This window comes from Streptomyces sp. NPDC031365 (assembly GCF_055569765.1).
Genome location: NZ_JBVIIM010000015.1, coordinates 111,645 through 130,376, shown reverse-complemented (window position 1 = coordinate 130,376; position 18,732 = coordinate 111,645). Strand labels below are relative to the sequence as shown.

Annotated in this window: 19 protein-coding genes; 8 read left to right on the top strand and 11 right to left on the bottom strand. The window is 72.7% G+C overall.

The features are described 5' to 3' along the window. The first annotated feature begins 26 nt into the window (after window positions 1-26). Window positions 27-872 carry an endolytic transglycosylase MltG gene (gene mltG, locus ACZ5C2_RS22520; protein WP_468793688.1) on the top strand — a complete coding sequence of 282 codons (846 nt, stop codon included), beginning with the start codon at window positions 27-29 and terminating at the stop codon, window positions 870-872. Between the two features lie 18 nt (window positions 873-890). On the opposite strand, the gene ACZ5C2_RS22515 is transcribed toward mltG, so the two are convergent. Continuing rightward, window positions 891-1,970, bottom strand: a complete 1,080-nt coding sequence (locus ACZ5C2_RS22515) for an NAD(P)-binding domain-containing protein (protein ID WP_468793685.1) — start codon at window positions 1,968-1,970, stop codon at window positions 891-893. Window positions 1,971-2,052: 82 nt separating this feature from the next. Between ACZ5C2_RS22515 and ACZ5C2_RS22510 the strand changes: the two genes are divergently transcribed. Then, a complete protein-coding gene (locus ACZ5C2_RS22510) occupies window positions 2,053-2,475 on the top strand; it encodes a secondary thiamine-phosphate synthase enzyme YjbQ (protein ID WP_468793682.1) in 423 nt (140 codons plus the stop codon). 58 nt (window positions 2,476-2,533) lie between these two features. Here ACZ5C2_RS22510 and ACZ5C2_RS22505 read toward each other — a convergent pair whose 3' ends face one another. Beyond that, window positions 2,534-5,206 carry a helix-turn-helix transcriptional regulator gene (locus tag ACZ5C2_RS22505; RefSeq protein WP_468793679.1) on the bottom strand — a complete coding sequence of 891 codons (2,673 nt, stop codon included), beginning with the start codon at window positions 5,204-5,206 and terminating at the stop codon, window positions 2,534-2,536. A 178-nt stretch (window positions 5,207-5,384) separates the two neighbouring features. On the opposite strand from ACZ5C2_RS22505, the gene ACZ5C2_RS22500 reads away from it, so the two are divergent. Then, window positions 5,385-5,870: an ATP-binding protein gene (locus tag ACZ5C2_RS22500; RefSeq protein ID WP_468793676.1), complete on the top strand. Its 486-nt coding sequence runs from the start codon at window positions 5,385-5,387 to the stop codon at window positions 5,868-5,870. A 589-nt stretch (window positions 5,871-6,459) separates the two neighbouring features. Here ACZ5C2_RS22500 and ACZ5C2_RS22495 read toward each other — a convergent pair. Then, on the bottom strand, window positions 6,460-7,302 hold the full coding sequence (locus ACZ5C2_RS22495; protein WP_468793674.1) for a universal stress protein: 843 nt from the start codon (window positions 7,300-7,302) through the stop codon (window positions 6,460-6,462). A 300-nt stretch (window positions 7,303-7,602) separates the two neighbouring features. On the opposite strand from ACZ5C2_RS22495, the gene ACZ5C2_RS22490 reads away from it, so the two are divergent. Both ACZ5C2_RS22490 and ACZ5C2_RS22485 read left to right on the top strand, forming a co-directional pair. Beyond that, window positions 7,603-8,073 (top strand): cation:proton antiporter regulatory subunit, encoded by a 471-nt coding sequence (locus ACZ5C2_RS22490; RefSeq protein ID WP_468793671.1) that lies wholly within the window; start codon window positions 7,603-7,605, stop codon window positions 8,071-8,073. A 4-nt stretch (window positions 8,074-8,077) separates the two neighbouring features. Beyond that, on the top strand, window positions 8,078-9,325 hold the full coding sequence (locus ACZ5C2_RS22485) for a cation:proton antiporter (RefSeq protein ID WP_468793668.1): 1,248 nt from the start codon (window positions 8,078-8,080) through the stop codon (window positions 9,323-9,325). A 183-nt stretch (window positions 9,326-9,508) separates the two neighbouring features. Here ACZ5C2_RS22485 and ACZ5C2_RS22480 read toward each other — a convergent pair whose 3' ends face one another. The 4 genes from ACZ5C2_RS22480 to ACZ5C2_RS22465 all read right to left on the bottom strand — a co-directional run bounded on the left by ACZ5C2_RS22480 (window position 9,509) and on the right by ACZ5C2_RS22465 (window position 12,784). Next, window positions 9,509-10,594, bottom strand: coding sequence for a DNA polymerase III subunit beta family protein (locus tag ACZ5C2_RS22480; RefSeq protein ID WP_468793665.1), 1,086 nt, complete (start codon window positions 10,592-10,594; stop codon window positions 9,509-9,511). Between the two features lie 78 nt (window positions 10,595-10,672). Further along, window positions 10,673-11,470, bottom strand: a complete 798-nt coding sequence (locus ACZ5C2_RS22475; RefSeq protein ID WP_468793662.1) for an ABC transporter permease — start codon at window positions 11,468-11,470, stop codon at window positions 10,673-10,675. Continuing rightward, entirely contained in the window at window positions 11,457-12,125 is a 669-nt protein-coding gene (locus tag ACZ5C2_RS22470; RefSeq protein ID WP_468793659.1) for an ABC transporter ATP-binding protein, read from the bottom strand. Before ACZ5C2_RS22470 ends, ACZ5C2_RS22475 begins: the two co-directional genes overlap by 14 nt. A gap of 11 nt (window positions 12,126-12,136) precedes the next feature. Further along, the gene (locus ACZ5C2_RS22465) at window positions 12,137-12,784 is read right to left on the bottom strand and encodes a TetR/AcrR family transcriptional regulator (protein ID WP_468793656.1); all 648 of its coding nucleotides are present in this window, start codon (window positions 12,782-12,784) and stop codon (window positions 12,137-12,139) included. Window positions 12,785-12,926: 142 nt separating this feature from the next. Between ACZ5C2_RS22465 and ACZ5C2_RS22460 the strand changes: the two genes are divergently transcribed. Continuing rightward, window positions 12,927-13,232 (top strand): hypothetical protein, encoded by a 306-nt coding sequence (locus ACZ5C2_RS22460; protein ID WP_468793653.1) that lies wholly within the window; start codon window positions 12,927-12,929, stop codon window positions 13,230-13,232. Here the strand turns inward: ACZ5C2_RS22460 and ACZ5C2_RS22455 are convergent. After that, on the bottom strand, window positions 13,198-13,686 hold the full coding sequence (locus ACZ5C2_RS22455; protein ID WP_468793859.1) for a hypothetical protein: 489 nt from the start codon (window positions 13,684-13,686) through the stop codon (window positions 13,198-13,200). The genes ACZ5C2_RS22460 and ACZ5C2_RS22455 overlap by 35 nt on opposite strands. A 201-nt stretch (window positions 13,687-13,887) precedes the next feature. Next, window positions 13,888-14,280 carry a DUF5997 family protein gene (locus tag ACZ5C2_RS22450; protein WP_468793651.1) on the bottom strand — a complete coding sequence of 131 codons (393 nt, stop codon included), beginning with the start codon at window positions 14,278-14,280 and terminating at the stop codon, window positions 13,888-13,890. Between the two features lie 58 nt (window positions 14,281-14,338). Between ACZ5C2_RS22450 and ACZ5C2_RS22445 the strand changes: the two genes are divergently transcribed. Further along, the gene (locus tag ACZ5C2_RS22445) at window positions 14,339-15,106 is read left to right on the top strand and encodes a LysR family transcriptional regulator substrate-binding protein (RefSeq protein ID WP_468793648.1); all 768 of its coding nucleotides are present in this window, start codon (window positions 14,339-14,341) and stop codon (window positions 15,104-15,106) included. Window positions 15,107-15,142: 36 nt separating this feature from the next. Here ACZ5C2_RS22445 and ACZ5C2_RS22440 read toward each other — a convergent pair whose 3' ends face one another. Together ACZ5C2_RS22440 and ACZ5C2_RS22435 are read right to left on the bottom strand one after the other, a co-directional pair. After that, the gene (locus ACZ5C2_RS22440) at window positions 15,143-15,892 is read right to left on the bottom strand and encodes a DUF4142 domain-containing protein (RefSeq protein WP_468793645.1); all 750 of its coding nucleotides are present in this window, start codon (window positions 15,890-15,892) and stop codon (window positions 15,143-15,145) included. A gap of 607 nt (window positions 15,893-16,499) precedes the next feature. Continuing rightward, window positions 16,500-16,976, bottom strand: a complete 477-nt coding sequence (locus ACZ5C2_RS22435; RefSeq protein WP_468793857.1) for an Lrp/AsnC family transcriptional regulator — start codon at window positions 16,974-16,976, stop codon at window positions 16,500-16,502. A gap of 204 nt (window positions 16,977-17,180) precedes the next feature. Here ACZ5C2_RS22435 and ACZ5C2_RS22430 point away from each other — a divergent pair, with 204 nt between their 5' ends. Then, the gene (locus ACZ5C2_RS22430; protein ID WP_468793642.1) at window positions 17,181-18,668 is read left to right on the top strand and encodes an FUSC family protein; all 1,488 of its coding nucleotides are present in this window, start codon (window positions 17,181-17,183) and stop codon (window positions 18,666-18,668) included. Window positions 18,669-18,732: the final 64 nt, after the last annotated feature.

Below are 18,732 nucleotides of genomic sequence, written 5' to 3'. Positions count from 1 at the left end.
GGGGGTGTGCGGGTTACCGTGCCCGCATGCAGACGAACACTCCGTCACGGAGCACGATCCGACTGACGCGCCGGGGCCGCCTGGCCCTCGCGACGCTCGGAGCCGTCGTGGCCGGCACCGCCGTGGCGGTGCCGCTGCTGGTCATGGACGGCGACGACGCGTCCCGCCCCACGGCCCTGGTCGTCCCGGAGGGCTGGCGGGCGAGTCAGGTGTACGCCGCCATCGACAAGACCCTCGACCTGCCGGCGGGTACCACGAAGAAGACACTCGCCAGGGCGGACCTGAAACTGCCGAACGAGGCCGAGGGCAATCCGGAGGGCTACCTCTTCCCGGCCACCTATCCGCTTCAGGAGAAGGCCACCCCCCAGAAGCTGCTCGCGCGGATGGTCGACACGGCCGACAAGAAATTCAACGGAGTCCCTGTCGCCGCCGGCGCCCAGCGCAACGCGATGAACGTCTATCAGGCGGTCACCGTCGCGAGCATCGTCCAGGCCGAGGCCGCCACCAAGGCCGACATGGGCAAGGTGGCACGCGTGATCTTCAACCGGCTGGAGCGGGGGATGCCGCTGCAGATGGATTCGACCGTCAACTACGCCCTGGGCCGCTCGGCACCGCGCACGACAGAGGCCGACACCAAGATCGACAGCCCGTACAACTCCTACCAGCGCATGGGACTGCCGCCGACCCCGATCGACAACCCCGGCGAGGACGCGGTGCGCGCCGCGATCAGCCCGACCCCGGGCGACTGGCTCTACTTCGTCACGGTCAAGCCCGGCGACACCCGCTTCACCGCCGACTTCGCGGAACACGAGCGCAACGTGGCCGAGTACAACGCCCGGCAGAAGAAGGCGGACGAAGCGGCGAAGAAGTGAACCGCACGGCCCAGGCCGTCATGCCGCGACCTGCTCCTCCTGTGCCAGCAGCCGTTTGACGTCCCGGACCGCCGCGCGTCCCGCCCGGCCGGCGCCGATGGTGCTCGCCGAGGGGCCGTAGCCGACCAGATGGACACGCGGATCGGCGACCGCGCGCGTGTCCTCCACCCGGATCCCGCCGCCGTGCTCCCGAAGCCGCAAGGGGGCGAGATGGTCGACGGCGGGACGGAAACCGGTGGCCCACAGGATGACGTCGGCCGTCACCTGCCGCCCGTCCGCCCACTCCACACCGTCCGGCGTGATCCGGTCGAACATCGGCTGCCGGTCGAGCACGCCGTCCGCCAGACCCTCTCGGATCGCATCGTCGAGTGGGAGACCCGTCACCGAGACGACACTGTGCGGCGGCAGCCCCCGTCGCACCCGCTCCTCGACGAGCGCCACGGCTGCCCGTCCGGCCTCCTCGTCGAACGGGCCCTCACGGAAGACCGGGGGCCGCCGGGTCACCCAGGTCGTGGCCGCCGCGTACGGGGCGATCTCCAGCAGATGCTGGGTGCCCGAGGCGCCGCCCCCCACCACGACCACCCGCTGCCCGGCGAACGCTTCCGGCCCCGGGTACTGCGCGGTGTGCAACTGCCGCCCCCGGAAGTTTCCCTGGCCCGGACAGCGAGGCCAGAAGGGCCGGTCCCAGGTGCCGGTGGCGTTGACCAGCGCCCGTGCCGACCAGGTGCCCTCCGACGTCTCCACCAGCAGCCGCCCGCCGGCCCCCTCCCGCACCGCCCGCACATCCACCGGCCGCCGCACCCGCAGGCCGAAGGCCCGCTCGTAGCGGTCGAAGTACTCGCTGATCACCTCGGAGGAAGCACGGCCCGGATCGGCGTCGTGGAGCTCCATGCCGGGCAGCGCGTGCATCCCGTGCACCTTGCCGTACGTCAGTGAGGGCCAGCGGAACTGCCAGGCACCGCCGGGGCGGGGGGAGCGGTCCAGCACCACGAAGTCGCGGTCCGGCTCGAACCCGTTGCGCCGCAGATGATAGGCGCTCGACAGTCCGGCCTGCCCGGCCCCGATGACGACTGCCTCGACCTCGTGCGTATCGTTCACGCTTCTACCAACGGCGGGCAGGCCGCGGATCTTCCCTCGGCGCTCCCGCGCGCATCCCGCCGCGTCGGCCAGGATGGAGGGCATGTCCCATGCCTTCACCACCCGAGTCCAGAACATCGCCACCGGCTCCGACGAGAGGGTCGTCGATCTCACCGGCGACTGCGAGTCCTTCCTGCGGGAGGCGGCGGCCGGCCGCGACGGCCTGCTGAACATCTTCGTGCCGCACGCCACGGCCGGGATCGCCGTCATCGAGACGGGCGCAGGCAGCGACGACGACCTTCTGTCCGCCCTGCACACCCTGCTGCCCGCCGACGACCGCTGGCAGCACCGGCACGGCAGCCCCGGCCACGGCCGCGACCACGTCCTGCCCGCCTTCGTACCGCCCCACGCGACGCTCCCGGTGGTGAACGGACGGCTGGAACTGGGCACCTGGCAGTCGGTGTGCCTGGTCGACACCAACAAGGACAACCCCGACCGCCGCGTACGGCTCAGCTTCCTCGGCTGACGCGAGCCGCACCCGTCGCCGACGCCCCTTGCGGAGAGCGGGTTCCACGGATACGCAATCAATCCGAAGCCGGCCCGAGGGCCCGGGCGAGCTGCTGGCGGGAGTGCACACCGGTCTTCTGCAGGGCCCGTGCGACATGCTGTTCCACGGTGCGCGGCGAGAGATGCAGCGTGGTGGCGATCTCCCGGTTGGACATGCCCGCAGCGGCGAGTTCCGCGACCTCCTCCTCCCGCGGCGAGAGTACGTCCCCGTACCGGGGACGGCCGGGTGGCCGGCGTTCCGCCGCCGGCTGGTGCCGGCGCAGCTCGGCGCGGGTGCGGGCGGCGTCCCAGGTCGCGCCGAGGGCGTCGAAGGCCGAGGCGCAGTCGGAGAGGGCGGCGACGGCCGGTCCGCCGTCCCCGCCGAGGGCGAGGGCGCAGCGGGCGGCGCCCGCCGCGGTGAGGGCCGCGTGATAGGGCCGGGGCAGCTTCCGGTAGGCGGTGGCGCTCTCCTCGTAGCAGCGTGCGGCCTCCGCCGTCCTTCCCGTGTGCTGGGCGAGGACCCCGCGGGTCCATGTGAGCGCGGCATCCGCCGACGGCGCGTCGCGCCCGTCCAGGCCCGCGGCGAACTCGTCGGTCATCGCGGCCGCGGCGGGCATGTCCCCGGCCCGCACGGTCGCCTCCACCGCCCACGGGGCGAGTTCGGCGCCCCAGGCCCAGACCCCCTTGGCGCGCAGCCGCCGCCACGCGACGTCCGCCTCGTCGGCCGCGCCGGTGACATCGTCGTGGGCGAGGGCGAGCCTGATCAGAGCGCCGGACACGGTCGCCGAGATCGGCACCGGGCCGGTGTCCAGGCCGGCCGCACCGGGTCCGGTCAGATGGTCGAGGGTGTCGGCCCACTCACCACGGGCCAGGGCCAGCAGGCCGAGGACCATCCGGGCGTCGGAGGCGAGGTAGGGCATGTCGCCGGACTCGTCGACGAAGGCCCGGCACCGCTCGGCGAGTCCGGACCAGTGCCCGCTCGCCCAGTCGACGACGAGCGCGCAGCCACGGCCGGTCTGCTCGGCGTAGGCGGCACCGCTGCGCGCGGCCAGGGCGACGCCCTCGGCGAGCAGGGCGCGGGAGGTGTCGTAGTGACCGAGCCACACCACCGCGTCCGCCGCGTTGCACAGGCCTCGGGAGGTCTGCTGACGGCAGCCGACGAGATCGCTGTCGCGGGGCAACCGCTCGATGAGCGGCCAGGCCGCAGGGTCGCCGCCGTTGAGCAGGACGCTCACCCGGTTCGCTGCCACGGCCGTCTGTACCACGGGGTCGCCCGACTCCTCGGCCACCGTCACGGCCCGCTCGATCCAGGCGACGTTCTCGGCGAACGACGCGTCCGGTCCGTACGGCATCGCGAGTGCCGACATCGCCCGGGCCAGGGGGACCGGCTCGCCCGCCAGGTCGTCCACGGCACGGGCGAGCTCGTCCCGCCCTTCCAAGACCTCGCCCGTCTGGTTGCACAGCAGTAGCCCCAGGTCCAGGCGGATCTCACCGCGCACGGCCGGGGGAAGACCGGGGTCCGCCGCGATGTGCCGGAGCACCTTCAGCGTCTCGTCGGAGCGCAGACCCACCACGGCACAGCGGGCCAGCAGTCTGGCGAGCCGGGACCGGGCCTGTTCGGGGACCGGACCGGTGGCGAGCGCCGACTCCAGCAGGCCCACCGCTCGCTGCTGTTCGCCGGCGTCCTCGAACTGCAGGGCCGCCCGCTCGACGGCGTGCAGCCAGCCCCGTGCGTCACCGCAGGCGCGGCGGTGGCCGGCCACACGTTCCCACGGGACGGGCTGACGTCTGGTGAGCAGGTGTGCGGCCCGCCGGTGCAGCGCCTCGCGAACCGGACCGTCCGCCGCGCGGCGGACGGCGGCCGCGGCGAGGGGTGAGCCGAAGCCGTACCGGCCGTCACCGCGGTCCTCGAGCACGGCGGCCCGCAGGGCGGCGGACAGGGCGTCGGCGCCCATCCGACCGGGGAGACCGGCCACGACGGCGAGGTCGCGGGAGGTGGCGGGTTCGTCCAGAACGGCGGCGGCGAAGACGATCTGCCGGTGTTCCTCCGTCACGGCGGCCGTGCGCCGCAGGGTCAGGGTGTCGAGCCGGGGCGGTATGCCGAGCCGGTCGAGTTCGGAGGAGAGCGGCCGGCCGGCGGCACGTGGGCCCGTGACGAGCAGGTCGAGCAGGTCCGCGACGGTCTGGGCGACACCGCCGGAGGCACGGTGCAGCGCGGCGGCCAGAGCAGGCGTGCAGCGGTCCGCACCCAGGGCGGCTGCGGCCATCCGGTGCACCTCGGTGACGCCGAGCGGCTCCACGACGTGCCGTGCGACCGTGAGGGCGGCCGGGAAATCGGTGTCGGGTCCGAGGACCAGTCCCGGTGCGGTGAGCTCCTCGGGGCGGTAACTCAGAACGCACGCGAAGTGAGCGGGCGGGGCGGCCAGCAGAGCGCGCAGCCGGGTGGCGTCGTCGACTGACGCCCGGTGCACGTCCTCGACGACGAGCAGCCGCGGACCGGCGCCGGCCGGCTGCTCGACGGATGCCGTCCGACGGGCGGCGCCCGCCATCGCCGCACCGAGCCGGTTCACCAGGCGAGTCTTGCCGGTGCCCGCCGCGCCCTCGACCAGCAGCAGCACCGGCCGGCCGGCCCCCTTCGGATCGAGCGCCGAAGCGAGCCGTCCGCGCAGCGCCGTCTCGGCATCGTTCGCCGTCCCAGCGCTCTCCGGCATGGTTCGTCACCCCGTTCCACGCGTGTCTCCGGTTGTTTGCGTATCCGTACTCAGTCTGCCCTGATTGCCGGGCACCGCGGACGGCGGGCAGCGTGGAGCACGTAAGGCCTCCTGATCCCGAGGGATCGGCGGGCCCCGCTGCCGACTGGGTCGGCTGCGCAGGTAGGAGTCCGGTGTGATGAAAGTGACTGATCCGAGCCCGGCCGGGGCAGCCCTCGGGGCGGTCGGGCCGACGGGATGCGACCGGCTGCACGAGAGCGTGTCGCCGAGCACCAGGGGTTTCCGGGTCGCGACCGTTCTTCCGGCTTCCCCGCGAGCCGTACCGCGGCTGCGGCGGCTGGCGCGGGCGGTGGTCCGCAGCCACCGACTGCCCGAAGCGGCGGAGGAGGCCCTCACCGTGATCGTCAGCGAACTGGGGACCAACGCCGTCCTGCACAGCGGCAGCCCCGACCTGGAGGTGACGTTCGAAGTCGACGAGGCCTCCCTGACCGTGCGGGTGCGCGACAGCGGGCGCTGGCGGCAACGTCCCGCGCCCCGTTGTGAGCCGGCCGACATGGATGCCACGTCCGGCCGCGGCCTCGCGCTGGTCGACGCGTACTCCGTGGACACCTCGGTGCTGTGCTCGGCCGAGGGAACACTGGTGCGCGCCGTGATCGCCCTGTGAACCGGCCCAGCCGGGCGCTGAGGCCCGTCACCGTCCTGCGCGAACCGGGCGGGATGTGCCGGGGCCGGGCCGCACGCGTCCCGGCCCCGTTGTCGGCGGCGGGCACCGCGTCCGGGACGCCCTCGTGAACGATCGAGACGACCGTGCCGCCGTCGGCGTCGGTGAGCGTGGGGGGGGCATGGCCCTCAGTCCATGGCCCTCGTGCCGCGCAGCGCGGGGTCCCGGGTCTCGGACTCGAGGACCTCCACGACCGCTTGGTCCGGGACGAGCCGGGCGAAGTGCCCTGGTAGGTGCCGGTGCGCGCGGCCGGCTTGCCGACCGCATCCGGTGCGTCGTACGTGAGCGAGACACGGACTCACCCGTCCTCGCGCGCCTCGAACTCGTGCACCGCGCTCCGCATGCCCGGAGGCCCGCGTCGTGTACATGGCTTCACCCGGGGCGTGCGTCTGGCAGTTCCCGCCTGGCCGGTGGCACCGGCGCGTGCACTCGACGGCGCCGCCGGGCCGGCCACCGGGCGGACGACGCGAACTGCCAGCCAGACCCTGGGGCCCGTCCGGGGGATCGGGCGGAACTCAGGGCAGGCAGGCCCTCATCCGCTGCCCTCTGAACGGACGACGGTGACCGGGCAGTCGGCGTGATACAGCAGTGCCTGGCTGACCGAACCGAGCAGCATCCCGGCGAAACCGCCGTGCCCCCGGGCCCCGGCCACGACCAGTTGGGCCTCCCGGGCCGCGTCCAGCAGCGCGTGACGCACCCGGGCCCGCTCAAGGCGCAGCTCCACCGGGACCCGTGGGTGAGCGGCCCGCCACGGCTCAACCGCCTCCTCCAGCAGCCGCCGGTGCCGCTCCACGAGCAGGTCGAGGTCCACGACCACGCTCAACGGATCGGCAGGTCCCTCGTACGGCGTCGGCTCGCCCCAGGTGTTCCACACGTGCATCGCGACCAGCGGGGCCCCGCGCAGCGTTGCCTCGGCGAAGGCGAAGGCCGCCGCCGCGTTTCCGGCCTGCGAGCCGTCCACGGCGAGAAGAACGGGGCCCTGCGGATTCTCCCGGCCGCGGACCACCATCAGCGGGCCGTGCCCGTGCGCCGCCAGCTGCACGACCGTCGAGCCCAGCAGCAGACCCCCGAACCCGCTGCGGCCGCGCTCGCCGACCACCGTCAGCACCGCGTGCCGTGACTCGCTGCGCAGCACCGTCAGCGTCTCGCCGGACGCAACGGTCCGGGTGATCTCAAGACCCGGCGTGCGGTCATGGGCACGCTGCTCGGCCTGTGCCAGCACCCCGTGGATCATCGGGTCAAGGTCGGCCGGACGGCTGAAGGCGTGCACGATCCGCAGCCGCGCGCCGCGCAGCCGCGCCTCATCGGCCGCGACGTCCACAGCGGCGACACTGGACGGCGAACCGTCCACTCCAACGATCACCGTGTCGTCCACTTCACACTCCCGTCCCCGGCGGCGCTTCCGAGTACCACGGCGGACGCCACGTACTCGTCATCGCGCGCACCGGTCCGTGAGGAAGACTCCCAGCTGCGGCAACACGCTTTCCCCCGCGATCCTTTTCCGCAGCACCGGCCCCTGTCCATCCGTGGCAGCACCCATGTTCCGGCCGTTTGGCGGGATGGCACCATTACCCCGTGGGGGTGGACACCAGTGCCGTGGGACGGCCGGTCCGGCACCCCGCACCGGATCACATCAGAAGAATCGGGAAGGGGACGGGCTGTGCCTGCTCCACGGATGAGCGCGACGCCGCTGCCGGGCATCGGCGTGAAATACGACCTCACCACGCGTGAGCACGAGCACCTGTCCGTCATCGCGCACCGCGACGGTGCCCGCACGGTCAACGTCTACCGTTCCGACGACCCGGACGCCTGCGCCCGGTCGCTGCGCCTGACCGTCGCGGAGTCGGCAGCGCTCATCGACGCGCTGATGCCCGCCCACCACAGCCCCAACCTCCTGCACACCACCGACCTCGGGTTGGTCGCAGAGCGCATCGAACTCTCCTCCGTCTCCCACTGGAACGGCCGACTGCTGGGTGAGACCCGGATGCGTACCGACACCGGAGCGTCCATCGTGGCCGTGCTGCGGAGGGCCGAGGCGATCCCGTCCCCCGCGCCGGACTTCCGGCTGGCCGGAGGGGACACGCTGATCCTGATCGGCACCCGTGAGGGCATCGACGCCGCCGCTTCGATTCTCGGTCGGGAGTGAGCGCGTGCACTCATCCGCGATCTTCCTGATCGAGTTCGGTGCGATCATCCTCGGGCTCGGTCTGCTCGGCCGCCTCGCCGGCCGCCTCCAGTTCTCCCCGATCCCCCTCTATCTGCTGGCCGGCCTCGCGTTCGGCGAAGGCGGGCTGCTGCCGCTCGGCGCGAGTGAGGAGTTCGTGGCGATCGGCGCCGAGATCGGCGTGATCCTGCTGCTGCTCATGCTCGGACTGGAGTACACGGCCAGCGACCTGGTCTCCAACCTCAAGACCCAGTACCCGGCCGGCCTCGTGGACATGACGCTGAACGCGCTGCCGGGCGCCGCCCTCGCCCTGCTGCTCGGCTGGGGCCCGGTCGCCGCGGTGGTGCTGGCCGGCGTCACCTGGATCTCCTCCTCCGGTGTCATCGCCAAGGTGCTCGGCGACCTCGGCCGGCTCGGCAATCGCGAGACCCCGGTGATCCTCAGCATCCTGGTGCTCGAGGACCTGGCGATGGCGGTCTACCTGCCGATCATCACCGCTCTGTTGGCCGGCGTCAGCATCGCCACGGGCAGCGTCACCCTGGGCATCGCGCTGGGCGCCGCGGGGCTGGTGCTGTTCGTCGCCGTCCGCTACGGGCGGGTCATCTCCCGGTTCGTCTCCAGCGACGACCCGGAGAAGCTGCTGCTGGTCGTGCTGGGGCTCACGCTGCTGGTCGCGGGACTGGCCCAGCAGCTTCAGGTCTCGGCGGCCGTGGGTGCGTTCCTGGTGGGCATCGCCCTGTCCGGTGAGGTCGCCGAGGGCGCGCACAACCTGCTGGCGCCGCTGCGTGACCTGTTCGCCGCGGTGTTCTTCGTCTTCTTCGGCCTGCACACCGACCCGCAGTCCATTCCGCCGGTGATCCTGCCCGCCCTCGCGCTGGCCGTCGTCACCGCTCTGACGAAGATCGCCACCGGGTACTGGGCCGCCCGCCGGGCCGGCATCTCCCCCAAGGGGCGCTGGCGCGCGGGCGGCACCCTGGTCGCCCGCGGCGAGTTCTCCATCGTCATCGCCGGCCTCGCGGTCACCGCCGGTATCGAGCCGGACCTCGGCCCGCTGGCCACCGCGTACGTTCTGGTCCTGGTCGTCCTCGGCCCGCTGACCGCCCGCTACACCGAGCCCATCGCCCTGCGCCTGACCACACGTCGTACGGCATCGGCCGACGCGGTACCCGTGCAGGGCACGACGCAGGCCGCGGCGACGCTGGAACCGGTGGAGGACAGCGGCGTCGAACGGTGAAGCGGCCCGGAGGGCGCCGTCCGCAGGTACGGACGGCGCCCTCCTGGTTCTCCGGCCGGACCGGGGTCTGTCCGGCGGATCGGAGCCCTCTCCTCCGCCGTGTCGCCGGCCGCGCCGGACCCCGCTCATCCGGGCTTCGAGGAGCGGTCAGTCCTCCCCGGCCTGATCCCGCAGGCCAGACCCCTACTCCTCCAGCCGTACCGGCATCAGAAGCGAGAAAACGTGCTCGTCGTCCGGCCGGCGGACGGCGAGGGGCGCCGTGGCGGAGCCGAACTCCAGGACCAGCCGGTCGCGGGCTCCCGCGCTCAGTGCCTCCAGCAGGAACGCACGGTTGACGCCGACGAGGTCCTGGCCGGCGGCTCCCTCGCCGACGAGGGTGACCGATCCGTCGTCCGACACCGCCAGCACGCTCAACTCGAAGGAGACCCCGTCCTGCTCACGCGCCTCGCCCGCGCGGACGGGGCCGGTGCGCACCGCCTCCCGGAACGCCGGCACGTCCACGAGGGCGCGGCGCCCGGCCGGGAGGCGGACCAGGCGCCGGTAGTCGGGGAAGTCGTGGCCGAGGCACCGGCCGGCCGTCTGCCGGTCACCGGCCTCGAGGGTCACGCGGTCACCGTCCACGGCGAGCCGCACCTCCTGATCGCAGTCCAGCAGTGCCCGCATCGCGTCGGCGAGCGGGAGGGGCACGGTCATCTGCACGCGGGGCCCGCCGTGCCCGTCGGCGGCGGTGCGCGCCACGGCCATCCGGTACCGGTCGGTGGCCACGACGTGCAGCGCGCCGTCGTCGATGTCGAGATGGATCCCGCCGAGCATCGGCAGTTCCGGGTCGGTGCCGGCCGCGAACCGGACGGCGTCCAGCGCGGCGGCCAGTCCGGGGCCGGAGAGGGACAGCCGGACGGCGGTGTCGGTGCGGAGCGAGGTCATGGGGTTCTCCCTTTGGTCCAGTAGGGCTCGGAGCGTGGAGAACTCGTCGCGGGCGTCGGACAGCCCTTCTTCCAGCCGGCGCAGATGCGCCTCGAGAAGCTGCCGGACGAGATCGGTGTCGGGGCCCGCCCAGCCGGCCAGCACCAGCCGGATGTCCGCCAGCGGCATGCCGGCCCGGCGCAGCCGGGCCAGCAGCCGGGCCTCGTCCAGCTGCCCGGGCGCGTACCAGCGGTAGCCGCTCACCGGATCCACCCGGTCCGGGACCAGGACACCGGCACGGTCGTAGAACCGCAGGGCACTCACGCCCAGCCCGCTGTACCGGGCCATCTCACCAATGCTGCGCATCTCGCTCTCCACACCCGTGACCCTGGTCCCTCGACAAGGTCGAGGGTCAACCCCGGCCCGGCACGGACCGGCGGCCGGTCATCGTGCGCGGTTCCGGCTGCGGGTCCTGATCCGGAACACGGCCAGCCCCACCGCGCTGAACGCGGCCGCCCACGTCAGGCCGAGGGCGAGGTGCCCCCACAGGACGGTGTCCCCGAAGGAGCCGCCCACCGCGAACTGCATGGGGCCGAAGGAGGGGAACCACCGCAGCGCGGGCTCGTTGGCCAGCGGATTGCCCAGGGGGTTCTGCAGGAAGGTGTCCATCAGCCCGCCCATGATGATCAGAAAGAAGCCTTCCAGGTCACGCTTGACGACCACTCCGAGCAGCAGGCCGAGCGCACCGTAGGTGAGGGCGATGACCGTGAAGCCCGCGAGCACGGCGAACCAGCCCTCCATCGAGGGACGCCAGAAGAAGAGCAGGGCCAGCGCCGTGTAGAGGGCGATGGCGGTGGCGACGGTCACCACGGCCAGGGATTTGGCGCCGATGAGGGTGGCCTGACCGTAACCGGCGAACACGAGTCGCCGGTCGAACGCCAGCGCCTTGCGTACGGCGTCGAAGACCACGAAGCCGGCGATCATGGTGACACAGTTCAGCCCGGCCGTGATCAGCGTGAGCCTGCCGCCGTCGACACGCAGCACCTCACCGGTCGCGTACAGCCTGAACTCCAGTACCTCGCCCGCGGCCAGGGCGTCCATCAGCAGGTACCAGGCGGGCACGAACAGCACGAGCAGCAGTCCGGCGAGCCGGTTGCGGGTCTGGTCGCGCACCGAGAAGCGCAGGGCGGTGGGGAACGGCCGGTACGGCAGCCGCGGCTGTTCCGTGTCAGGCGTCCGCATGGCGGGCCTCCTTCGTCCTCGTGGCGCCCGTGGCGCGGGTGACGAGCCGTCCGTCGGCGAGGTCGGCCAGGTGGTCGAAGCGGTCCTGTTCGAAAACGAGATGGGTGATGACCACGACCGCCTTGCCACGGGAACGCAGCTCCTCGGCCAGCTCCCAGAAGCGCAGATACGTCTCCCAGTCGAACCCCTGGTAGGGCTCGTCCAGCAGCAGCACGTCCGGGTCGTGCAGCAGGGCCAGCGTGAGGTTGAGCTTCTGCCGGGTGCCGCCGGACAGCTCCCCGGTCACCGTCGCCAGGTACTGCTCGTACCCCAGCTGCCGGACCAGTTGGTGACCACGCTCCAGGCCGGGCAGCCGCCGGGCGGCGGCGAAGTACCGCAGATGCTGCTCCACGGTGAGACTGCCGTTCAGCACGGGCTCCTGCGGGCAGTGGCCGAGCGTCCCGCGGCAGATCACCTCGCCCCGGTCCGCGGTGAGGACCCCCGCCAGCGCCTTGAGCAGCGTCGACTTCCCGGCACCGTTCTCGCCCACCACGGCGACGAGTTGTCCGGGCGCGACGGTGAGGTCCACACCGCGCAGAACCTGCTGGGTGCCGTAGGACTTGTGCAGGTCACGAGCCTCGAGCGCGGGTGGTGCGAGTACGGTCGCGGATGGCATGCGAAGTCTCCCTAGGTCTTGGGGGGCGCCTCTTCCGGTGGTGTCGCGTTCAACCCGCCCGCGTAGATGCCGAGCAGCTCCGGGGCCCAGCGGGCCATACCGGCGGCGGACAGCGGATCGGTGCCGAGGACGTCGGCGAGGTGGTCGCGCAGCAGGAAGACGGCCAGGTCGTTGGCGAGCAGCAGGGCCGCCCGGACGGCGGGGTCCCCGCCCGGTGCCGCCAGCCCGGCCGCCGACAGTTCGTCCAGGGTCCGGCGGCTCAGCTCGAACAACCGCCGGAACAGGACCCGGCCGGTGTCCGACCCGGTGAGCAGCAGACGGCGCAGATAGCCGGGCAGGGGCGAGTCGGCCGGCAGATGCCGGGTGAACGCCTCGCTCAGGGAGACCGCCTCGGCGTCAGGACCGAGCAGCAGCTCCCGACCGCCCCCGTCGGTCAGCTCGCGGAGCATCGCCTCGAACACGGCCAGGACGTACTGGTCGACCTCCTGCCGCAGTCCGTCCTTCGACCCGAAGTGGTGCACCACGAGTCCGGCCGACACACCGGCCGCCCCGGCGATCTGCCGCACAGTGACCGACTCAGGGCCCCGCTCGGCGAACAGCCGCAACGCCTCGTCACGGATGACGGCCCGGGTGGTCCGGTCGTCCTGGAGTGAACGCATGTACAGTATGCTAAACAATTGTTCAGTCCGTGTCCAGGATGCCGCGTCCGGCCTCTACGGCCGGTCGGGTGACGCCTTCATCCGGCCGGGCGGACCGGGAGTCAGCGGCGTACCCCGGCGCACGACGGCGCGTTGCTCCGGCATGGACAGCACTGGGACGGCGCGGCGCCTTCTCGGGCACGACGCCGCGGGCCGGCCGTACGCCGAACTCACCAGCGGGTATGCGGGTCACACACCGATCTACACGGCCCTGGTCGCGGAGTGGCGGGCCAGGGGGCACACGGTCCCGGAGCACCGCGACGGCCTGTGGGCCTCCTTCGCCGCCTCTACCGTGAGCGAGCGTGCGACGGTGCTGCCCGTGCCCTTCCGCGTCCCCCTCCTCGGGCGGCCCGCCGAGGACTCCCGCGAGCGGTTCACCAGCAGTCCGGCCCCGCCGGCTCCGCACTGACCGGCGCCAGCACGGCGAGTGTGCCGGTCGCCCTGCGCAAGGCCAGTTCGAGCGGGCCGGGGGAGTGCAGGCTGCCGGTGCCGTCCGGGGGGACGAGCCATTCCAGCCGGCCGGCGGGCCGGTACGGCGGCGGTACGGCGACCCAGGAACCCCGGCTCACGTGCCGTACCCCGAAGCCCACCCACTCGCTGACCGGGTCGGGCGGCAGGAAGAAGCCCACCCTGCGGGCCGTGACGTCCACCAGCGTGGGCCCGGGGGCCTTCAGCGGATCCCGCCACAGGAGGTCCAGGGCCAGCAGTCCCAGCCGGTCGGGCACGCTGAGCACGTCCCAGTAACGGCCGGCCGCGAGCAGCGCCGTCCCCTTGCCGTGGTCCCACTCCCGTTTGCACTCCTGCGGGTCCGTGGCCGCCGCGGCCAGCCACTCGACGGCTTGCTTCCACATGACGCTGTGCATGTCCCCACCCCGGGCACGGTCGGCCGCGCCGCTGCGGGCGCGTGCGGTACGGGTCATGCTCGTAGATATTTCTAAGCACCGGAAGGGTGGCGCGGGCTGGCGTATTTCGGCCACCGGGAAGGGAACGCCCCACGGAGACCGGAACGCCCCCGGGAGCCGGAGACCCGGCCGGGGGCGTTCGAAACGGCGTGCGGGGACGTGTCAGTCGTCGCGTTCCGCGCGCTCAGCGTCCCGCTTCTTGATGCGTGCCCCCTCCTTGCGGACCTCGGCCTGAGTGGCACGCTCCCGCTCCAGCCACTCGGGGCGCTCCTGCTTGAGCGCCTCGATCTGCTCGGTGGTGAGGGGCTCGGTGACTCCGCCGCGCGCCAGACCGGCGATGGACACGCCCAGTTTCGCCGCGACCACCGGCCGAGGATGCGGGCCGTCGCGCCGCAGGTCCCGCAGCCACTGCGGCGGCTCCGCCTGGAGCGCGTTCAGTTCGGCGCGTGAGACGACACCCTCCCGGAACGCGTCGGGGGTGGCCTCGAGGTACACACCCAGCTTCTTCGCCGCGGTCGCGGGCTTCATCGTCTGGGTGCTCTGGTGTTGCGTCATGGCGTCCAGGGTATCGAGCGTGTGCGCCACCACCGACCACGGCCGGTAACCTGGCCCGGTGACAGGCTCGGAAGTGTCCCCCTCGTTCCGGCTCGTGTACGTACCCGGGGTGATGCCCGGCAAGTGGGTGCGTATCTGGAACGAGCGGCTGCCCGGCGTCCCGCTGATCCTCACCCAGGTGCCCGCGGAGGCGGCGCAGGACCTGCTGCTGGGTGGCGACGCCGACGCGGGCCTCGTCCGGCTGCCCGTCGACCGTACGGTCCTCAGCGCGATCCCCCTCTACACCGAGCAGACGGTTGTCGTGGTTCCGAGGGACCATCTCGTCACGGCGGCAGACGTGGTGTCCGTGGAGGATCTGGCCGACGAAATCGTGCTGCACCCCCTCGACGATGTCCTCGAGTGGGAGAGCCTGCCCGGGCGGCCGGCCCTGGAACGGCCCGCCACCACCGAGGACGCGATCGAGCTCGTCGCGGCCGGGATCGGCGTGCTCGTGGTGCCGCTGTCGCTCGCCCGGCTGCACCACCGCAAGGATCTCACCCACCGGCCGCTCGAGGCGGCTCCCGAGTCGGCAGTGGCGCTGGCCTGGCCCGAGGCGGCGACGACGGACCAGGTGGAGGACTTCATCGGGATCGTCCGGGGCCGGACCGTCAACAGCACCCGCGGCCGCACGCAGCAGCCGGAGCAGGAGAAGAAGCGCGAGCGGACCGACGCCGGCGGCGCGCGGCGACGGCTGACCGCTCGCGGGCCGGGGGGACAAGGCCGCCGGTCGGGCAACGGCGGCACGACGAAAAACCCGCGGCGGGGCAGGCCCCGTCGCGGGTCGTGACCGTACGGGTCCGCCGCGGCCTGCGTGAGCGCGCCCTTACTTGACCGTCGGTGAGGGTGACGGTGCCGGAGAGGCCGTGTTGAGGTCCTCCAGCTCCTTGGGGATCTCCAGCGCGAGGACCGGCGCGCCCGCCTGCGGCGCCGGCGGGGTCACCTGCTCCTGCGGCATCTTGGGCGGGCTGGTCTGCTGGAAGTTGACCTGCTCGTGGTTGACCAGTCCGGTCCTCTCCAGCACCGTGATGTGGTCGAGCACCGTGTCGTTGGCCTGGTCGGCAAGCTGCCGGACGAGCGTGTTCCTGGTGTTGGCCCGGATGTTGGCGATGGCGGGGAAGATCTGCCCGTGTGTCACCCGCATGATGTTCACCGCCGTCGAGTCGAACTCCTTGCCGGTGGTGGACTTCACGGTCTCCACGAATCCCTGCTGCTGCGGTGACGCCTGGTTCGGCAGCGTGATGCCGAGCTCCAGGGAGATCCTGCGGCAGGAGTCGTCGAGCCGCCCGTGACCGACGACCAGGTGCTCGCCCGCCTCCTTCATCTCCGGCGTCGTCCCCCTCTCCATCGCCAGCAGCCCCAGCGGGTGCTCCCACAGCCCGGCCGCGCGCACCTTCACCACGAAGTCACGGTCCGACTCGGTCAGCGGGCCGTAGTTCGTGTTGGCCACCACCCGGTCCTGCTTGGTCGACGTGTTCTGTACGCCCAGCATGGTGGGATAGGCGAGCGCGGTGAGGGTGAGGATCATGGCTCCGCCCACGAACGCGGTTCCTGCCGTGCTGCGCGAGATGCGCATCGTGCCTCCTGGGATGTCAACGGCCCAACAGCAGGGAGTACGGACGCCAGGCGCGGGACAATCACCGTTCGGGAAAGAATTTTCCGACGGTCTCGGCGGGCCCACGTGGCCTTCCGTGCCGTACGCACCACCGTGTCGCCCTCGGCGCGGCTTCAGCAGACCGGCGTCCACCCGAACATCCACCATGGATCAAGCGTTGCCACCAGTGCTTCCTCGCCGCGGAAGGGCGCGCCGGCCCGGACCGGTCGTCGAGCAGTGCGGTGCCGTCCTCGTTCCGGCCGGTGCCGGCGACGTCGGCGTCCGACGTGCCGGAGATCACACACGGTTCCGCGCGCCGGACGTCCGCGGACGTCGGGACACCCCGGTGCCCTCGGCGAACGGGGCCGGCTCGAGGCCGTCCAGGGCGTGACGCGGCGCAACTCCCCGGCACCGGGGTCTGAAGGGGCAGCAGGCCGCCGGAGAGGCGGGTTTGTCACACAGCCCGAACCGCACCGCCTCGGGTGGACGGGTGACCATCCCGACCGGCCCGTGGAACACGAACGTCTCGTCGAGATCGAAGACGAACGAGAGGGTGCAGAGCGTGCTCATGGGTCCGGCATGGCAGGGCTCACTTCCGCGCCGTCCGGCCGACCGACTCCACCAGCGGCAGCAGCCGGTGCGGGACACGCTCGCGCAGTGCCACCTCACTGCGCGTGCGGACCACCCCCGGCAGGCTGATCAGCTTCTGGATCACGTCCTCCAAATGAGCGTTGTCGCGCGCCACGACCCGGGTCAGCAGATCACCGCCGCCCGTGATGGAGAAGGCCTCGACGATCTCCGGTACGGCGGCCAGCGCGTCGCCCACCTCGTCCAGGTGCCCCTGGGTCACCTCGATGTGCACGAACGCCAGTACGGGATGGCCCAGCGCGGCGGGGGAGAGCCCGGGTCCGGTGCCGGTGATCACGCCCTCGCGCTCCATCCGGTCGAGACGGGCCTGCAGGGTACCGCGGGCGACCCCGAGGATCCGGGCGTACTCGCGCACGCTGGTGCGCGGCCGCTCCAGCAGCAGCCGCAGGATGCGGGTGTCGAGTTCGTCCACGGCCATGAGGTCTCGGGTCCCGGTGTCGGCCATTGGCACGGCGATGGCCGTAGAAGTGCCATGGGAACTGTACCAATGGCGCACCTTTGCGGAAGGTAGTTGAGCCACTGGGGGAAGTAATGCTCATATGGAGGGGTCGATGGCGCTGCGGATCCCCGCGGCGCCTTTCTCATGCCACGGCGCACACCATCGGATTCCAGGGGGCAAGCGGTGCTGAAGAGGGCGTTCACGGTCCCGGACCCGGGCCGGACACGGTTGCGCTTCGCGGCGCGTGCCGTGCTCGGCGTCGGGCTGGCCGTCGTCGTCTGCGGTCTGGCCGGACACTCGCTCACCGGCGTCGTCACCGGTGGGCTCGCCGCGCTGCTCGCGCTGTTCACCGTCACCGACGCCACGGTCCGCGGACAGGCCGTCACCACCGCACTGCTGCCCGCCGTCGGCCTGCCGGTGCTCGCCGCCGCGGCCGTGCTGCACGGCCAGCCGGTGGCCCGCGACCTCACCTTCCTCGCCGTGGTCGGGCTCGGCGTGTACGCCCGGCGCTGGGGGCCCCGCGGGCACAGCCTCGGGGTCTTCGCGTTCATGACGTACTTCGTGGCGCAGTTCCTGCACGCGAGGACGGAACAACTGCCCGAGCTGTACGCCTCCGTCGTGCTGTCCGTGCTCGCCGCCGCCGCGGTGCGCTTCGGAGCGTGGTGCTACGAGCGCCGTCTGCCCCCCGCCACCGTTCCGGCACCGCCCGGTGGCACGGGGCTGGCCCGGGTGACCACGCGCCAGGCCGTCCAGGCGACCGCCGGCGCGGGCTTCGCCCTGGTCGTGGGCCAGCTGGTGTCCGGGCAGAGGTGGTACTGGGCGGTCGGCGCCACCTGGTGGGTCTTCGTCAACACCACCTCGCGCGGCGAGACCCTGGTGCGCGGCTTCCGGCGGGTGCTGGGCACGGTCATCGGCATCGGGTTCGCGCTGCTCGTCGCCGTCCCCGCGCACGGGGAGGGGCTGCTCACGGCCCTGGTCGTCGCCGTCTGCGTCTTCGGCATCTTCTACACCGCCGCCGTGTCCTACACCTGGATGATGCTCTGGGTGACCGTGCTCGCCGCCATGCTCTACGGCCTGCTGGGCGTGTTGTCCCCCGCTCTGCTGGCACTGCGGGTCGTGGAGACCGGCATTGGCGCGCTCGGCGCCGTACTGGCGGTTGCGTTCGTCCTGCCCGTGACCACGCACCGCATCACCGACATCTGGATCCAGCGGGCGCTGCGCTGCGTCCACGCGTGCACCGCGGAGGCGGCCGCGCGGCTGGCCGGATCCGCGGACGCCGACCCGGCACCGATGGTGGCCGAGCTGGAGCAGCTGCTCGCCCGGGTGCGCCTCTCGGTCGCCCCGCTGGTGCACCCCCTGAACCCCGTGCTCGGCCGCAAACGGCGTGCCCGCCGCGTGCTCGCCCTGCTCGACGACTGCGCCCGGGAGATCCGAGGCCTCGTCGCCGTCGCCGCCGACCCGGAGGCCTCGCACGACGCCCGGCTGGCCGCCGCCTGCTGGCGCGTGGAGGCCGCGGTCGAGGCGCTCACCGGCGGAGGGGACATCGCGGTACGGACGGCCCCGGCGGCTTCCGAGCCCGCCCTGGCCCACCTCCACGGCCTGGAACGTGCCCTCGCCGAACTCGCCGCACCGCTGCGCACGCCGTCCCGCTCCCCGCTGCTCGGGGCCTGACCCGCGGGGTCGTTCCCGCATGCCTCCCGATCCGGGCCACGTATGACCGACTGTTACCGTCACC

Excerpts from the sequence above, each read along its gene's own strand:
- ACZ5C2_RS22455 (WP_468793859.1), bottom strand. The coding sequence starts at position 13,686 with ATGCACAGCGTCATGTGGAAGCAAGCCGTCGAGTGGCTGGCCGCGGCG.
- ACZ5C2_RS22490 (WP_468793671.1), top strand. The coding sequence starts at position 7,603 with ATGAGCGCGACGCCGCTGCCGGGCATCGGCGTGAAATACGACCTCACC.
- ACZ5C2_RS22510 (WP_468793682.1), top strand. The coding sequence starts at position 2,053 with ATGTCCCATGCCTTCACCACCCGAGTCCAGAACATCGCCACCGGCTCC.
- ACZ5C2_RS22450 (WP_468793651.1), bottom strand. The coding sequence starts at position 14,280 with ATGACGCAACACCAGAGCACCCAGACGATGAAGCCCGCGACCGCGGCG.
- ACZ5C2_RS22460 (WP_468793653.1), top strand. The coding sequence starts at position 12,927 with ATGGACAGCACTGGGACGGCGCGGCGCCTTCTCGGGCACGACGCCGCG.
- ACZ5C2_RS22480 (WP_468793665.1), bottom strand. The coding sequence starts at position 10,594 with ATGCGCAGCATTGGTGAGATGGCCCGGTACAGCGGGCTGGGCGTGAGT.
- ACZ5C2_RS22470 (WP_468793659.1), bottom strand. The coding sequence starts at position 12,125 with ATGCCATCCGCGACCGTACTCGCACCACCCGCGCTCGAGGCTCGTGAC.
- ACZ5C2_RS22505 (WP_468793679.1), bottom strand. The coding sequence starts at position 5,206 with ATGCCGGAGAGCGCTGGGACGGCGAACGATGCCGAGACGGCGCTGCGC.
- ACZ5C2_RS22465 (WP_468793656.1), bottom strand. The coding sequence starts at position 12,784 with ATGCGTTCACTCCAGGACGACCGGACCACCCGGGCCGTCATCCGTGAC.
- ACZ5C2_RS22435 (WP_468793857.1), bottom strand. The coding sequence starts at position 16,976 with ATGGCCGTGGACGAACTCGACACCCGCATCCTGCGGCTGCTGCTGGAG.
- ACZ5C2_RS22475 (WP_468793662.1), bottom strand. The coding sequence starts at position 11,470 with ATGCGGACGCCTGACACGGAACAGCCGCGGCTGCCGTACCGGCCGTTC.
- mltG (WP_468793688.1), top strand. The coding sequence starts at position 27 with ATGCAGACGAACACTCCGTCACGGAGCACGATCCGACTGACGCGCCGG.
- ACZ5C2_RS22500 (WP_468793676.1), top strand. The coding sequence starts at position 5,385 with ATGAAAGTGACTGATCCGAGCCCGGCCGGGGCAGCCCTCGGGGCGGTC.
- ACZ5C2_RS22440 (WP_468793645.1), bottom strand. The coding sequence starts at position 15,892 with ATGCGCATCTCGCGCAGCACGGCAGGAACCGCGTTCGTGGGCGGAGCC.